Raw genomic sequence first — 16,317 nt, forward strand, 5'->3', positions numbered from 1 at the left:
GGAAAAAGAAGACCGAAAGGTCTTTTTTTTTTATTTTCTCCTTTAAATGTCTTGACATGGTAAAAAAATGTAGTATAATATTATTTGAAAGAGAAAATTATTATTTATTAATAAAAATTTAATGAAGGAGGAGCCTTTTATGAGAGAAATGACAAAACATAATCTTGGAGAAGCCTATGCTGGTGAAAGCCAAGCCCACATGAGGTATCAAATTTTTGCGGATGTGGCCGAAAAAGAAGGAAAACCTAATATTGCAAGACTTTTCAGAGCTATTTCTTATGCTGAATTGGTACATGCTACAAATCATTACAAGACTCTTGGAGAAGTTGGAAATACTGTTGAAAATCTTGAAAAAGCTATAGAAGGCGAAACATTTGAAGTAGAAGAAATGTATCCTGCTTATAACGCTGTTGCAGAGCTGCAGGAAGAGGCTGGTGCTAAAAAAAGCATCCATTATGCTATAGAAGCAGAAAAAATACACGCAAAATTGTATACTGAGGCAAAAGAAGCTGCCTTAAAAGGAGAAGACATTAAAATATCAAAAGTTTACATATGTCCTGTATGTGGTTATACAACAGTTGATGTGTTACCTGAAAAGTGCCCTATTTGCGGCGTGCCAAAAGAGAAATTTGTGGAATTCTAAAAGAGCGTGCTTTTTGCATGCTCTTTTTTTAGATGCTAATTTATAATAAGACCAAGGAAAATAAAAGTCAACACCAAGTTTTAACCTAATTTTTAGATGGAAACTTCAAGGTTCTGCTTCATTTTCACTAGAGAGAAATGCAGCAGCCCTCATTATTTTAAAAAATCTTGATGGCATAATCGAAGTATGTTATAAATAATACTGTAATTTGCTTTAATTTGCTTTTTAGTATTAGTTTTTTATAGGGGGTTTTGAAAATGACAATAATATTTGTTGGGAAAAATAATCAAGTTACCATAAAAGGGGCAAAAAGTGTAGAAAAGCTTGCAAAAGAGTTGAATATAAGCTTAGAGTCACATGTTTTTGTCAAAAATGGAGAGATTGTTACTCCAGATGAAATTCTTCAAGATGAGGATACAGTGGAAGTAATATCAGTAATCTCTGGTGGTTAATAGAAAGGGGATTTGATAATTGAAGTGTGTAAGATGCAAAAAAAAGGCTGTTATTGTTCTAAGGAGACATAATGCAGCTTTTTGTGCTGATTGCTTTTTACATTATTACAAGAATCAAGTTTTAAAAAACATCCGAAAAAATAGGATGTTTGAAAAAGGCGAAAAGGTTTTAGCAGTAGTCTCTGGTGGTAAAGACAGCATGGCTCTTTGGGACATTTTAGTTAAGGAAGGCTACAATGTGGTTGCGATGTATATAAATCTTGGAATTGGAGAATATTCAAACAGGTCGCAAGAGGTTGTTGAGAAATTTGCAAAGGAGAATAACCTTCCACTTATTGTAAAAGACATCAAAAAAGAGTTTGGGCTTGATATATATAAGCTTTCAAAAACTTTGAGACGGAGCCCTTGCTCTGTATGCGGGTCAATTAAAAGATATTTGTTCAACAAAGTGGCATATGACGGAGGTTTTTCAGCTGTTGCAACAGGTCACAATTTGGACGACGAGGCGGCAACACTTTTTGGCAATGTCTTGAACTGGGAAGAAGGGTACCTTGCAAGACAAGGGCCAGTGCTACCTCAAACTCATCCAAAACTTATAAAGAAAGTAAAGCCGCTTTATACTTTAACAGAGAGAGAAAACATGTACTATGTGCTTTTGAATAAGATTGAATTTTTGCATGAAGAGTGTCCTCATTCTGTTGGGGCACGTTCAATTCTCTATAAAGAAGTGCTAAACAAACTTGAAGAGGAAAGCCCTGGCACAAAACAAAGGTTTTTAAGTGGCTTCCTTGAAAAGGGCAAAAAGCATTTTCAGGACGTTAGAGAAAGGCTTGAGCTAAAAGAATGTAAAAATTGCGGTCAGGTCACAACAACTGAGGAGTGCTCATTTTGTAGATTTGTGAGAATTTGTAACCAGCAATAGTAGACTTAGAATCAAAAAGGGCTGGTAGCTTTAAAAATCCGAAAAGTCCAGCCCTTTTCCCATGCAAGCGCCCAAAGAAAGATACCACAGATTTTTTACAATTTTTAGAATTTCACACTGAAAGTTGGCAGAATTGATTTTTGATTAAAGTCTGCCAAAGTTGCGATTAGATTTTAAGGACTCACAGTTGAAGTTACAAACTGGGTAAGGGGTGTGAAAATGCATGAACTTATTTGACATGATGCTTAAAAACTATTTTGATGAAAAAATGCTTGAAAAACTTTCAAAAGTGAAAATTCTTATCATTGGTTGTGGTGGGCTTGGTTCAAATATTGCAGTAATGCTTGTAAGAAGCGGTATTAAAAACCTCACAATAGTTGATTTTGACAAGGTAGACATTTTAAACCTCAACAGGCAAAACTACTTTTTCTATCAAGTGGGAGAAGAAAAGGTGTCAGCACTTAAAGATATTCTTTCTAAAATAAACCCATCTGTGAATGTAAAAGCTAAAAACATAAAGATTGATGAATCGAACCTAGATGAGCTAATCTTACAACATGATATAATTGTTGAAGCTGTTGACAATGAGCTTACAAAAACACTGATTTTTCGAAAAGCACATGAGCATAGTAAGAAAGTGGTTTTAGCCTCAGGGGTTGCGGGGTTTGGCGACTGCGAAAATATTAAAATAAAGCGTGGCAAGGACTTTGCAATTATAGGCGATTTTGTGACATCAATTAATGACAAAAAACCTTTTGCACCCAAGGTCATAGCGGTTGCTGCAATGCAGGCAGATGAAGTATTAAGGATAGTGAGTGAGCTTGAATAAAATATTGTCAAGAATTTTATTTCTGAGAAAAACTAACCTAACATGCTATAGATTTTTGACACCTTTATTATAAAAATATTTGACATAATAGATAAAGTGTGTTATAGTAGACATCAGAAAATTTAATAACACGCTCTTATCAAGAGAGGTGGAGGGAAAGAGCCCGATGAAACCCAGCAACCTGTCCTATAGGACAAGGTGCTAATTCTCTCAGAAGCATGCTTCTGAAAGATGAGGGTTTTGCCTCTTCTTTTGGAAGGGGTTTTATTTTGCTTTTAAGGAGGAATAAAGAGATAAAATGCGTAAACTGTTTACATCTGAATCGGTTACTGAGGGGCATCCTGATAAAATTTGCGACCAGATTTCGGACGCAATATTAGACGAAATTTTGAAAAAAGATCCGTATGCCAGAGTTGCTTGTGAAACTGCTGTAACTACTGGCTTAGTTTTAGTAATGGGTGAGATTACCACAGAATGTTATGTAGATATACCGAAAGTAGTAAGAAAGGTAATAGAAGAGATCGGTTACACAAGAGCAAAATACGGCTTTGACGCTGATACTTGTGCAGTTATCACTTCTATTGATGAGCAATCTCCGGATATTGCCCTTGGTGTGGACAAGGCCTTAGAGGCTAAAAGAGGAGAACTTTCAGATTCAGAAATTGAAGCTATTGGTGCTGGAGATCAAGGTTTAATGTTTGGCTTTGCTTGTGATGAAACAGAAGAACTTATGCCTATGCCTATAATGCTGGCTCACAAGCTTGCGAGAAGACTTGCCGAAGTTAGAAAGAACGGGACATTAAGCTATTTAAGACCAGATGGTAAAACACAAGTAACAGTAGAGTATGAAGATGACAGGCCTGTGAGGGTAGATTCTGTTGTAGTATCAGCTCAACATGCACCTGAGATTGATCACGATACTATTGAAAGAGATATTATTGAACATGTAATAAAACCTATAATTCCTGAAAATATGATAGATGATAAGACTAAAATTTTTGTAAATCCCACAGGAAGGTTTGTAATTGGTGGACCTCAAGGTGATAGCGGACTTACAGGAAGAAAAATTATTGTAGACACCTATGGCGGATATGCAAGGCACGGGGGCGGAGCTTTTTCTGGTAAAGACCCTACAAAAGTTGATAGATCTGCAAGTTATGCTGCAAGATATGTGGCAAAAAATATTGTGGCAGCAGGACTTGCTAAGAAGTGTGAAGTGCAATTAGCTTATGCGATAGGTGTTGCTACACCTCTTGAAATAGGTATTGATACTTTTGGCACAGGTAAAATATCAGATGAAAAGATTTCGGAAATTGTAAAACAAGTTTTTGATTTAAGACCTGCAGCTATAATTAGGGATTTAGATTTAAGAAGACCTATTTATAGACAAGTTGCAGCTTATGGCCACTTTGGAAGACACGACTTAGACCTCCCATGGGAGAAAACAGACAAAGTAGATATATTAAGAAAATTGGCAGGAATGTAAATTTGAAAGCCCGGGTAAACCCGGGCTTCTGGCATTTTTTATATATCTTTTTTAAATGCCATAGAATTTATGTTTTGTAAACGCTTCGCTACCTTAATTATACCACAAAAATTGAAAAAAAGAAATGAATTGGCTTTAATTTGCTTTAAATATAAGGTAAAATTAAATAAAGAAAAGAATTAAAACAGGAGAATCGGCTATGATTGACATAGAGGGTGTAGTTGAAGAAATAATTTTTAGAAATGAACAAAATGGTTATACGGTTTTAGAATTAAGTACCCAAGGTTTAGTAGTCACTGCTGTAGGTTATATGCCTTTTGTAAACATTGGAGAGAGAATTAAAATTGAAGGTGAATGGATAGAACATCCTGATTACGGTGAGCAAATTAAGGTTTTAAATTATCAAACTTTGGCTCCTACCACTTTGGAAGGAATAGAAAAGTTTTTATCTTCTGGCTTAATTCCTGGAATAGGGCCTGTTACAGCAAGAAAAATTGTAAAAAAATTTGGCGTTGATTCTTTAAATATAATTGAAACTGCACCAGAAAGATTAAAAGAAATAAAAGGTCTAAGCGATGAGAAGATAAAAAGAATTTGTGAAGCTTATGAAATGCAAAAGGGCGTAAAAGAAGTGATGGTGTTTTTGCAGGGGTACGGTATTTCTACTGCAATGGCTATAAAGATTTATAAAGAATACGGAAACAACGCGATTGAAATTATTAAGCAAAACCCTTACAGATTGGCTGACGATATATTTGGAATAGGATTTAAAACTGCAGACAAAATAGCAGAGAGCCTAGGAGTTGACCCTCATTCTCTATATCGCATATCTTCTGGTACTCGATATGTTTTGATGCAGTATGCGGCAAATGGTCACACCTATGTGCCGAAAGAATTGTTAAAAAAAGAAGCAGCAAGTTTGTTAGAAGTGAGCGAAGAAGAAGTAGAGGATTCTTTTGTGCTTTTAGTACAAAATGAAAAAATACATATTGAAACTTTTGAAGATGATACTGTAGGAATTTACTATATACCTTACTATATAGCTGAATTACACACAGCAGAGAGATTGTTTAACATGACACTAATGGAAAATGAAGATTTAGGCATAGATGTCCAAAAAGAAATTAGAAATTTTGAAAAAGAAACAGGTATTTTGTTAGCAGAAAATCAAAAATTGGCTGTAGAAGAAGCTGTTAAAAATTCTGTTGTTGTCATAACGGGAGGACCAGGCACAGGAAAGACTACGATAATAAATTGTATAATACGTATTTTTGAAAAAGCTGGTAAAAAAGTGGCTCTTGCAGCCCCAACAGGAAGAGCCGCAAAAAGGATAACGGAAGCTACTGGAAAAGAGGCGAAGACTATTCATAGGCTTTTAGAATATACTTATTCGGAGGAAGAAGGGAAGGGCTTTAACAAAAATGAAAAAGACCCATTAAAATACGACGTTATAATAGTTGACGAAGCTTCAATGGTAGATATATTGCTTATGAATGCTTTATTAAAAGCCCTACCTATAGGGGCAAAACTGATTTTAGTAGGGGATGCTGATCAGCTTCCATCTGTTGGAGCCGGAAATGTCCTAAGAGATATAATAGACAGTGGAATAGTAAAAGTGATACGTTTAAAAGAAATTTTTAGACAGCAAAAGCAAAGTTTGATAGTAGTAAATGCTCACAAGATAAATAATGGAGAATATCCAACCTATAACGATAAAAATAGTGATTTCTTTTTTATAAATGCCAACACACAAGAGGATATATTAAAGACTATATTGGAGCTTGTCATAAACCGACTTCCTAAAGCTTATGGGTTTCATCCTATTAATGATATTCAAGTACTCACTCCTATGAGAAAAGGGATAATTGGTGTTCATAATTTAAATTTAGAACTGCAAAAAGCATTAAATCCCCACGACAAAACTAAACCAGAAAAAACAATGAAGGAATTTGTCTTCAGGGTGGGGGATAAAGTGATGCAGATAAAAAATAACTACAAGATAAAATGGAAAAAAGGCGATGAAGAAGGGGAAGGAGTGTTTAACGGAGATATAGGAATAATTCAATCAATAGACGAAGAATTACAGGAATTGACTGTGTATTTTGATGACGAAAAATTTGTTACTTATGACTTTTCTGATTTGGACGAACTAAATTTGTCTTATGCCATAACAGTCCACAAAAGCCAAGGCAGTGAATTTCCTGTTGTCATAATGCCAATTACTTATGGCCCCCCTATGTTACTTACAAGAAATCTTTTGTATACTGCTGTTACAAGGGCAAGGAAATTGGTTATTTTGGTAGGGCAAGAGAAATATTTGAAATTTATGATTGACAACAATAGAATTTCAAAAAGATATTCAGGGCTTCTTTCAAGACTTAAAAAAACGCTTTTGTATGTAAACTAGAAAATTTACTGTAAAATGATAATTTTTTAATTAATTTTAATTTAATAATGTCGATATAAAAAATAAAAGAAAAGCAATTGCGGTAAGGGGCAATAAAGATGATTTTTTTAGACCTTTTATTTCCACCAAAAACAACCTGTATTATTTGTAAAGCTGCTATAAAAACGGGGTATTTATGTGACAAATGCAAAACCGCATTAAAATTTATTGAGGACGATAGGTGTAATATATGTGGTAAGCCAATAGACTATGAAGGAACATGCCTTGATTGTTTAGAACATGGACATGAATTTAAACAAAATATAAGTCCTTTTGAATACGATGGTGTTGTAAAAGACTTAATAGGGCAGTTTAAATATTTCAAAAAGAGAGAATTAGCACCTTTTTTTGCAGACTATATGGCTGATGCAGTTAAAAAAATGAACTGGCCTATAGATGTTATAGTACCTGTCCCTCTTCACAAAGTTAGACTTGATGAAAGAGGTTATAATCAGTCAGAACTTTTGGCAAGAGAACTTTCTTATCGGTTGAATATTTTTATGTCTAAGGCTTTAAGAAGAGTGCGAAATACAACAACTCAGACAGCTTTGCACAAAGAGGAAAGGATGGAAAACGTAAAGGGAGCTTTTAAAGTAACTTACAAAGATACAATCATTGGGAGAAATGTGTTACTAGTAGATGATGTATTGACAACGGGTGCAACTTTGGATGAGTGTGCCAAAGTCTTAAAAGAAAATGGGGCAAAAGATGTATATGTGGCTACTATAGCAACTGGCAAAAATATGTGATGGGGAGTTTGAAGTATCAAAAAGGGGATGAAAGGAAATGGAAATAAGAAATTGTAAACGGTGCGGAAGGCTTTACACGTATACAGGAATTGACCTATGTCCAGTGTGCTATAGACAGGATGAAGAAGATTTTATGAAAGTGAGGGATTATTTAGATACACATCCCTCTGCTACCATGCTGGAAATATCTCAAAACACACAGGTTTCTACAAAGAAAATAATGGATTTTTTAAAGGAAGGCAGGCTTATTTTAACCTCTAATAACGTCAATATAGGTCTTAGGTGCGAAAGATGTGGTAAACCAATACTTACAGGTAGGTTTTGTGACGAGTGCAAAACCAAATTAGCTAAGGAATTAATGAAAGGCTATTCGATTCAATCCGATGACAAAGAAGAAGAAAAACAAACAGGAGAAAGACTGTACGTTTATGAGAATCAAAAAAAGAAAAAATGATTTTTATATTAAACTTTTAAATTATTAAGTCGATATTAGTAGTAGTACGGGGGTGTTAAAAATGAAAATTTATAACAACAACATTGAAAAAATAATGTCAGTTTATCGAGTAGATGCAGTAGAAAAAGTTGCTAGCAAGAAAGCGGAGATAAAGGATAAAGTTGAGATATCAGAAGAAGCAATTAAACTTGCACAAAGTTCAAATGAATTTGAAAAGATAAAGAATCAAAAGATTGAAAACATAAAGGCAATGCTTAATGCAGGAACTTACAATGTAAAAGCTGAAGATGTGGCGGATGCTATTCTTAAGGGAATATTGTTGAATAAAAAAATTTAAAAAGGGTGTGCTGGCAATGGCTAATAGCCAAAAGCTTGTAGATGTATTAAGGGGAGAAACAGAAATTTACAAAGTTTTATTAGACTTAGCAATAAAAAAAACTGATATTATAATTGCGGGAAAAATAAAAGAATTAGATGAAATAGTGCAAATAGAGAAGCAACTTATAAAAAAACTAATGGAATTAGAAGAACAAAGAGAGGATATATTGGAGAAGATTGATATAGAAGGCAAAATGACAATAACCGACTTGATAGAATCAATTTCTTCAGAAGAAGCAGAAAACCTAAAAGATATCAAATATAATCTGACTAATATTTTAAAAGAACTTGAAGAAAGAAACAAATTAAATGCTGCTTTAATTGAACAAGCGTTAGAATATGTAAATTATTCTATTCAAACAATATCAAGTGCCTTAGAAAGTGATGATGGTGTTTATGGGAATAATGGCAATATAAAAAAATACACCAGCCTAATTGACAAAAAGGCATAGGGGGATGAAGATGTCTACTTTTCAAGGATTAGAAATAGCAAAGACAGGATTGTTTGTAAGCCAAAAGGCTTTGGATGTTACTGGACACAATATTGCTAATGCTAATACCCCTGGGTATACTCGTCAAGTAGTAGATATGGCCTCAATTGCACCACCCACTACTTTTGGTATGTATGACCAATGGGGAAAAGCCATAGGAGAAGGCGTAAAAATACAGGATATAAGGCAAATCCGCGACCAATTTTTAGACAACCAATTCAGAAGGGAAAATAAATTTTTGGGTGAATGGGAAACAAAAGCGCAAGTTTTAGCTGCTGTTGAGGATATATTTAACGAACCTTCGGATAGCGGAATAAACACAGTGCTTAATGACTTTTTTAATTCCCTTCAAGAGTTATCCAAGAATCCAGAAAGTTTGACGGTAAGAGCAGAAGTTAGAGAAAGAGCTATTGCTCTTGCTGATACTTTTAATACTGTATATCAGCACCTTTATGATAAATTGAATGAATTAAATTCTACCATACAAAGTAGAATTGCAGAGATAAATTCTTATGCTGAGAGAATAAGTAAATTAAATAATGAAATATATAGATTCGAACTTACCGGACAAACAGCAAATGACTTAAGAGACCAGAGAAATCTTCTTGTTGATCAACTTTCTAAACTTGTCAATATCACTACATATGAAGACTCCAATAGAAATTTCAGAATCGATATAGCGGGACAAGCTTTGGTAGATGGGTCAACTGCATTTACGATGAGTCTAAATAATACAGGTGCTGTGGTATGGGATTTAACAGGGGCACCTGTAAACCCTTCAAGTGGTATATTAAAAGGCTTACTCGATATGAGAGATGGAGATGGCACCAACGGGATAAAAGGAGTACCCTATTATATAAATGAATGGAATAAATTAGCATATAGTATAGCACAAGCGATAAATGAAGTACATAAAGCAGGTTATGGCCTTGACGGTTCTACAGGAATTCCGCTTTTCACTGATTTTACTACTCCATATGATTCCACAGTTCAATATGCGAAGTTAATTAAAGTAAGTTCAGATATTCTTGCAGCAGATGGACTTGAGAAAATAGCTGCTGCATCAAGTACGGCTACTCTTCCGGGCGATAACACAAATGCATTAAAGCTTATTGCTTTAAGGGATCAAGGCAATGCAGTGCTGAATGGAGCCACATTTGATGACTTTGCAAGGTCTTTAATATCAAATCTTGGAGTGGATGCACAGCAAGCAAATTTAATGCAAAAAAATCAGGAATTCATGGTAAAACAAATTGATTTAAACAGACAATCGGTATCTGGTGTATCTTTAGACGAAGAGATGACAAACATGTTAAAGTATCAAAAATCCTATGCTGCTTCTGCAAGAGTGATAACAGCCATTGATGAACTTTTAGATACTCTTATAAATAGAATGGGTATTGTAGGAAGATAAAAGGCGGGTGTAAAAAGTGAGAGTTACTGATGGTATGCTTGTGACAAATTTTTTGAACAATTACCACAATAACCTTGAAAAATTACAAAAAAATCAAAACATGTTATCTACAGGCAAAAAAATATCAAGGCCTTCTGATGATCCAGTTGCCGTAGCTACCAGCTTGCGGATTAGGACAGATATGGCAAGAAACGACGCTTATACCAAAAATGCTGATTATGCAAAATCGTGGTTAGACATTACTGATTCTGCTTTAAATCAATTGGGTGACCTATTGCAGCGAACAAGAGAATTAGCCGTCCAGGGTGCGAATGGAACTTTGACGCAGGCTGATATGCAAAAAATGGCTAACGAGATAGAGCAGTTAAAAGCGCAAATGATACAAGTAGGGAATACCCAATACAATGGAAGGTATATATTTGCAGGCTTTAAAACAACCACACAGCCTTTCAGTGAGGATAACAATTCTTATAATGGTGATAATGGCCTAATAGAGTTTGAAGTAGGAGCAGGGGGAAATAAAATAGCTGTAAATGTACCGGGAGATAAAGTTTTTGATGTAGATTTGACAGGAACTTCTCAACTTCTTGTTATGATGGATAATCTAAAAAGCGCTTTAGACTCAGGAGACCATCAGGCTGTAAGCAATTTAATAGTTGATGTGGATAAACAGATGGAAAATGTATTGGCAGTAAGAGCAGAAGTAGGTGCAAAATCAAACAGAATTGACCTTATACAAAATAGGCTCCAAGATGATAACTACAATTTCACAGCGCTTCTTTCAAAAAGTGAGGATGCAGATTTGGCACAAGTTATTACAAATCTCAAAATGGATGAAAATGTGTATAGAGCATCACTAGCTGCGGGAGCTCGTATTATGCAACCTAGTCTTATAGACTTTTTAAGGTGATAATATGAATATAGTAATAAATCAAACTTTTGGCAGGATAGGTATAGACACTACTCCTGCCCAAATTTCTATACAAAGCCCAAAAGCAGACCTTGAAATAAAACAAATACCTGCAAAAATGGAAATAGACCAAAAACTTCCTCAAGTATATATAGACCAATATCAGTGTTTTTATGAATCAGGGCTTAAAAGTATTTTTGACCTTGTCCATGATGAAGCCCAGATGAGCAAACAAATAGCTCTTGAAGCAATAGGTAAAATTGCTGAAGAGGGGCGTTTTCTTGCCTCTATAGAAAACCATCAAAATGCTATTGCAGAGTTAGCTAAAAAAGCGATGGAGCATGAGGTTACATTTACAATTGACCTCATGCCAAAATCAAGACCTAAAATATGGTTTGAGGGATATTTAAACATAAATTGGGAATTAGGCGGTGCAGAAATAAAAGCAATACCACATAAACCTCAAATATCCGCAATACCAGGCCATATAAACATTTACATGAGACAATATCCTTCAATAAAAATAGAATATGTGGGAAACAATTTTGATAAAACGGTTTAGCTTTTATTGTTTTCCTTATGGTAATACCTATAAAACCCGAATATGAAAGTGAGGAACTGATTATGCAAATAAATACAAAAAACTTTGGCATAATAGAATACAATCCTGATGACGTCATTTACTTTGAAGAAGGAATACCGGGCTTTGAAAACTTGCACAATTTTTTAATAATTACTGACAACGAAGAAAACATGCCTTTTAAATGGCTTCAAGCAATTGATAATACAGATATAGCTTTTGTAGTTATTGACCCTAGAGTTTTTAAGCCTAATTATACCCTTGAAATTGATGAAGAATTAATACAAGCTCTTCAAATAGAGGATGTGAACCACCTTCTCATATACGTAATTGTAGTAATCCCCGATGAAATAGAAAAAATGACAGCAAACCTGAAAGCCCCTATAATTATAAATGCTAAAAATAATAAAGGCAAACAAGTTATTCTTGACAATGATGAATACTTAATAAAGCATCCAATATTGGAGGAACTTAAAAATGCTTATTCTAACGCGTAAAGTAGGTCAAGCAATAATTATAGGGGAAAATGTAGAAATTAAAATATTAGAAATTGTTGATGGCCAAATAAAATTGGGGGTTACTGCGCCCAAAAGTATATCTGTTTTAAGAAAAGAGCTTATAGAAATCAAAGACGAAAACTTAAAAGCTGCATCTGTAAACAAAGAGGTTTTGAGCCAATTAGAAAATTTTATTAAAAAACGCTAAAGTAAATCAAAAATATCTCGATATATATAGTGAAAACAAAAGATGAAACAGTTGGCCAACTGTGAGTCTTAAAACCTTTTAAAACCATGGCAGGGATGCCAAATAAAAAAGTTCAAGGAGGAAGGTAAAATGATTATCAACCACAACTTAAGTGCGTTAAACGCATGGAGAGCACTTTCAATTAACACTACAAACACACAAAAATCATTAGAGAAACTTTCGTCAGGTTACAGAATCAACAGAGCAGCTGATGATGCAGCAGGTCTTGCAATCTCAGAAAAAATGAGAGCACAGATTAGGGGTTTAGAAAAAGCTCAAAGAAACGCTCAAGATGGTATTTCCTTGATCCAAACAGCTGAGGGTGCTCTAAACGAAACCCACGCTATTTTACAGCGTATACGTGAACTGGCAGTGCAAGCAGCGAACGACACGAATACGAATAAAGACCGCTTTGAACTGCAAAAAGAAGTCAACCAGCTGGTCGAGGAAATTACACGAATTGGCAACAACACTGAATTTAACACGATGAAGCTGTTAGATGGAAGCTTTACTGGTGTATTTCATATAGGTGCAAACGAGGGACAAAACTTGACCCTTGAGATTAGCGATATGCGCGCAGAAGCCCTTGATGTTGTAGCCACGAGCGCGGTGATGACGTATGAGATTACGGGCACCAACGCAACCCAGGTTACCGCGACCAACCTTGACAACCTAAAGGGCGGTGCCTATACGGTTGAGGTTGCGGCTGATGGTACGGTAACTCTAAAAGATGAAGCCGGTAACACCGTGGCAACGGCTACTTTGGCAGACGCTGGCACCTCTGTTACGTTGAGCATCACAGATGCAAATTACTTGGTGGATGGTACAACTCAGGTTGATTTGACGATTGATATCTCTGATACAGATACTACTACTGCGGTAGCGACCGAGGCAGGTACCATCTCAATTAATGTTCTTGAAAAGGGCAAAGGTATAAGTATTATGGACCAGGACGATGCTAGCAGCGCGATTACCAAAATTCAGACGGCATTAGATAGAGTGTCGTCTGAGCGTTCCAAGTTGGGTGCTGTTCAAAACCGTCTAGAGCACACCATAAACAACTTGTCTGTAGCCTCCGAAAACCTCACCGCAGCAGAATCACGTATTAGAGATGTAGACATGGCAAAAGAAATGATGGAATTCACAAAGAACAATATACTCAACCAAGCAGCGACCGCAATGTTAGCGCAAGCAAATCAATTGCCTCAGACAATATTGCAATTACTCAGATAAGACTAAAGGGAGGTTTTGCCTCCCTTTTTTAGTATAATTGGTATTAATAGCTACTAAGAAGAGGGGAGTCCTCTCTTTTATTTTTTACGAACAAAACTTTTTCACTTTAGCAATTGATGATATAATTATTTTAAGAGACAAGCTTAAGAGGAAGTGATGAGAAAGTGCAAGCACTGAATTTGATAGAGACTTCAGACAAATTATTAAGCATTTTAAATAATGCTAAGCCTTTTTTAAAATGGGCAGGAGGAAAAACACAGTTATTAGATGAGTTATGTAAGAGGTTGCCATCCTCTTTAATTCAAAGTGGTAAAATAGAGAGATATGTTGAGCCTTTTGTAGGCGGTGGAGCATTTTTTTTCTTTTTAAAAAGAAATTTCAGGGTTAAAGAATCGTTTTTAATCGATATAAATAAAGAATTAATAATAGGTTATAAAGTAATTCAAAATAATGTGAATGAATTAATTGATGAGTTAAGTAGCATGGAAGAGAAATATCTAAAATTATCAGAGGAACAAAGGAAAGATTTTTACTATAACATTAGAGATGAGTATAATAGACAAAAGGACAATTTTGATTATGTAAATTACAATTTGGACTGGGTAAAAAGAGCAGCGTACTTGATTTTTTTAAACAAGACGTGTTTTAATGGATTATATCGTTTAAATAAAAAAGGTGAATTCAATGTACCGTTTGGGAAATATAAAAACCCTACTATTTGTGATGCTGACAATTTAATCGAAGTAAGTAAAGCGTTAGAGAATACAGAGGTCATTTGTGCAGATTTTGAAGAAAGCAACAAGTATATACATAAAAACACTTTGGTTTATCTCGATCCTCCTTATCGTCCTTTAAACAATACTTCGAATTTTACAAGTTATAATGAGGACGGGTTTGATGATGATGACCAGAGGCGGTTAGCTCAGTTTTTTAAAGAAATGGATAAAAGAGGCGCATATCTTATACTTAGCAATTCGGACCCCAAGAATGAAGATGTAGATGACAATTTTTTTGATGAATTGTATGCGGGGTTTATTATTGAAAGGGTAAAAGCAAAAAGATATATTAACAGTAATGGGAATAAACGAGGAGATATAAGTGAATTGATAATAAGGAATTATGAGTAGGGGGCTTAAAATGAAGGAATTATATATTGAATTCTTAAATGTAGAAAATGAGGAAAGTGTAATAGAAAAATTTCATGATACACTTGTGGATACAAATAGAAGTTATGACTTTTTTGTTGATTGGGACAAAGTAAGAAAACACGTTGAAGAACATAAAATAGAATTTAATATTTTAAATAGTTTAATAGGAAGTAATCAGTTTGATAATGAGTTAAGAAAAATTTTATTAAATTATCCTCGAGTGCTTCCTGTTATACCGATTTTATTAGCAATACGAGACCTTAATTTTAAAGTAATCCGAAATTTTACGGATAAAAACTTGGATATTATGACTTATGACTTTAACACTAGAACTCTTACATCAGAAGAGATTGATAATATTATAGAATTTTTTGATAAGACAGGCTTAAAGAGATTTTTTCTGGAAATGGGTACGAAAAGCGTACAAGATTACGTAATAGGTGTGGAAGTAGGCATGGATACCCATGCGAGGAAAAATAGAAGTGGAGATGCAATGGAATTATTATTAAAGCCAATTATTGAAGATATAGTAACAAAGGAAAAAGGATTTGAAAGAGTTTTATTTCAGAAAAATTTCGAATATTTGGAAACTAATTATGGTATAGAGGTTAACTCTTCAATTAAAAACAGAAAAGCTGATTTTATTTTAATCAAAGACAATAAAAAAGTTATCAATATCGAAGTGAATTTTTATTCAGGAACTGGTTCAAAACCTCAAGAAATAGTGGATTCCTACATAGAAAGACAGAATGAACTTAAAAATAATGGATTTGAATTTATTTGGATTACAGACGGAGAGGGATGGAGAGGACAGAAAAATCAAATTCATAAAGGCTTTGAGAAAATAGATTATTTGTTAAATCTTCATTTTGTGCGTATTGGTTTATTGGAGGAAATATTATGCAGGATATAGATTTTAAAAAAGAAATAACTACTGTATGGTCGTTTCCTGAAAGGGGAAAATGGAAGACGCATAAGGGAGATTACAGAGGCAATTTTGCACCTCAAATTCCAAGGAATGTTATATTAAGATATTCCCAGGAAGGAGATTTTGTACTCGACCCTATGGTTGGGAGTGGTACAACGCTAATAGAAACTAAAATATTAAATAGGCGAGGTATAGGTTTTGATATCAATCCAGATAGTGTAGAGCTGACTAAAAGAAATTTAGACTTTGATGGAGATTATAAGTATGAGCAGATTGTAAGGGTAGGGGATGTAAGAAATTTAAAAGAGATTAGCGACAGCAGCATTGATTTAATAATAACGCATCCACCTTATTTAAATATTATAAAGTATTCAAATGGGAGAATAGAAGGGGACTTATCAAATATATCTGATGTTAAAAAATTTTGCGATGAGTTGGAAAAAGGAGTTATCGAACTTTGATAGTGTAAAATTTCAGTAGGTGATGAAGCAGGAAAATGGGGTATGGATG

General features: G+C 34.5%; 18 protein-coding genes, 1 pseudogene and 1 riboswitch. All 19 genes and pseudogenes read left to right on the forward strand.

All coding sequences use genetic code 11. The features are described 5' to 3' along the window. The first annotated feature begins 139 nt into the window (after positions 1-139). On the forward strand, positions 140-643 hold the full coding sequence (locus I4N53_RS02935) for a rubrerythrin family protein (RefSeq protein ID WP_214495537.1): 504 nt from the start codon (positions 140-142) through the stop codon (positions 641-643). Positions 644-900: 257 nt separating this feature from the next. Then, complete coding sequence (locus tag I4N53_RS02940; protein ID WP_012994591.1) at positions 901-1,095, forward strand: MoaD/ThiS family protein; 195 nt, start codon at positions 901-903, stop codon at positions 1,093-1,095. A 19-nt stretch (positions 1,096-1,114) separates the two neighbouring features. After that, positions 1,115-2,017, forward strand: a complete 903-nt coding sequence (locus I4N53_RS02945; protein WP_214495538.1) for a TIGR00269 family protein — start codon at positions 1,115-1,117, stop codon at positions 2,015-2,017. Positions 2,018-2,240: 223 nt separating this feature from the next. Next, entirely contained in the window at positions 2,241-2,846 is a 606-nt protein-coding gene (gene thiF / locus I4N53_RS02950; RefSeq protein ID WP_214495539.1) for a sulfur carrier protein ThiS adenylyltransferase ThiF, read from the forward strand. A 133-nt stretch (positions 2,847-2,979) separates the two neighbouring features. Then, positions 2,980-3,084, forward strand: a riboswitch (SAM riboswitch). Positions 3,085-3,144: 60 nt separating this feature from the next. Next, complete coding sequence (metK, locus tag I4N53_RS02955; protein ID WP_214495540.1) at positions 3,145-4,332, forward strand: methionine adenosyltransferase; 1,188 nt, start codon at positions 3,145-3,147, stop codon at positions 4,330-4,332. Positions 4,333-4,531: 199 nt separating this feature from the next. Beyond that, positions 4,532-6,739: an ATP-dependent RecD-like DNA helicase gene (locus I4N53_RS02960; RefSeq protein WP_214495541.1), complete on the forward strand. Its 2,208-nt coding sequence runs from the start codon at positions 4,532-4,534 to the stop codon at positions 6,737-6,739. Between the two features lie 98 nt (positions 6,740-6,837). Continuing rightward, on the forward strand, positions 6,838-7,527 hold the full coding sequence (locus I4N53_RS02965) for a ComF family protein (protein WP_214495542.1): 690 nt from the start codon (positions 6,838-6,840) through the stop codon (positions 7,525-7,527). 37 nt (positions 7,528-7,564) lie between these two features. Then, positions 7,565-7,981 (forward strand): TIGR03826 family flagellar region protein, encoded by a 417-nt coding sequence (locus I4N53_RS02970; protein ID WP_003866890.1) that lies wholly within the window; start codon positions 7,565-7,567, stop codon positions 7,979-7,981. Between the two features lie 61 nt (positions 7,982-8,042). Further along, positions 8,043-8,318 carry a flagellar biosynthesis anti-sigma factor FlgM gene (locus tag I4N53_RS02975; RefSeq protein WP_214495543.1) on the forward strand — a complete coding sequence of 92 codons (276 nt, stop codon included), beginning with the start codon at positions 8,043-8,045 and terminating at the stop codon, positions 8,316-8,318. Positions 8,319-8,334: 16 nt separating this feature from the next. Then, the gene (locus tag I4N53_RS02980) at positions 8,335-8,811 is read left to right on the forward strand and encodes a flagellar protein FlgN (protein ID WP_003866888.1); all 477 of its coding nucleotides are present in this window, start codon (positions 8,335-8,337) and stop codon (positions 8,809-8,811) included. Between the two features lie 10 nt (positions 8,812-8,821). Next, positions 8,822-10,264 carry a flagellar hook-associated protein FlgK gene (flgK, locus tag I4N53_RS02985; protein ID WP_009051752.1) on the forward strand — a complete coding sequence of 481 codons (1,443 nt, stop codon included), beginning with the start codon at positions 8,822-8,824 and terminating at the stop codon, positions 10,262-10,264. Positions 10,265-10,280: 16 nt separating this feature from the next. Next, positions 10,281-11,174 (forward strand): flagellar hook-associated protein FlgL, encoded by an 894-nt coding sequence (flgL, locus tag I4N53_RS02990; RefSeq protein ID WP_009051751.1) that lies wholly within the window; start codon positions 10,281-10,283, stop codon positions 11,172-11,174. Between the two features lie 4 nt (positions 11,175-11,178). Further along, positions 11,179-11,736 (forward strand): DUF6470 family protein, encoded by a 558-nt coding sequence (locus I4N53_RS02995; RefSeq protein WP_214495544.1) that lies wholly within the window; start codon positions 11,179-11,181, stop codon positions 11,734-11,736. 62 nt (positions 11,737-11,798) lie between these two features. Continuing rightward, entirely contained in the window at positions 11,799-12,251 is a 453-nt protein-coding gene (gene fliW, locus I4N53_RS03000) for a flagellar assembly protein FliW (RefSeq protein WP_039912830.1), read from the forward strand. Beyond that, the gene (gene csrA / locus I4N53_RS03005) at positions 12,232-12,459 is read left to right on the forward strand and encodes a carbon storage regulator CsrA (protein ID WP_003866883.1); all 228 of its coding nucleotides are present in this window, start codon (positions 12,232-12,234) and stop codon (positions 12,457-12,459) included. The genes fliW and csrA overlap by 20 nt, the downstream gene beginning before the upstream one ends. A gap of 129 nt (positions 12,460-12,588) precedes the next feature. Beyond that, positions 12,589-13,731: a flagellin gene (locus tag I4N53_RS03010; protein WP_214495545.1), complete on the forward strand. Its 1,143-nt coding sequence runs from the start codon at positions 12,589-12,591 to the stop codon at positions 13,729-13,731. Positions 13,732-13,895: 164 nt separating this feature from the next. Then, positions 13,896-14,858, forward strand: coding sequence for a Dam family site-specific DNA-(adenine-N6)-methyltransferase (locus tag I4N53_RS03015; RefSeq protein ID WP_214495546.1), 963 nt, complete (start codon positions 13,896-13,898; stop codon positions 14,856-14,858). Between the two features lie 10 nt (positions 14,859-14,868). Next, positions 14,869-15,792 carry a type II restriction endonuclease gene (locus I4N53_RS03020; RefSeq protein WP_214495547.1) on the forward strand — a complete coding sequence of 308 codons (924 nt, stop codon included), beginning with the start codon at positions 14,869-14,871 and terminating at the stop codon, positions 15,790-15,792. After that, positions 15,780-16,265, forward strand: a pseudogene (locus I4N53_RS03025) (TRM11 family methyltransferase); the annotation flags it as partial. The gene I4N53_RS03020 and the pseudogene I4N53_RS03025, both read left to right, overlap by 13 nt. Positions 16,266-16,317: the final 52 nt, after the last annotated feature.

This window comes from Thermoanaerobacter sp. CM-CNRG TB177 (assembly GCF_018588165.1).
GTDB lineage: Bacteria > Bacillota > Thermoanaerobacteria > Thermoanaerobacterales > Thermoanaerobacteraceae > Thermoanaerobacter > Thermoanaerobacter thermocopriae.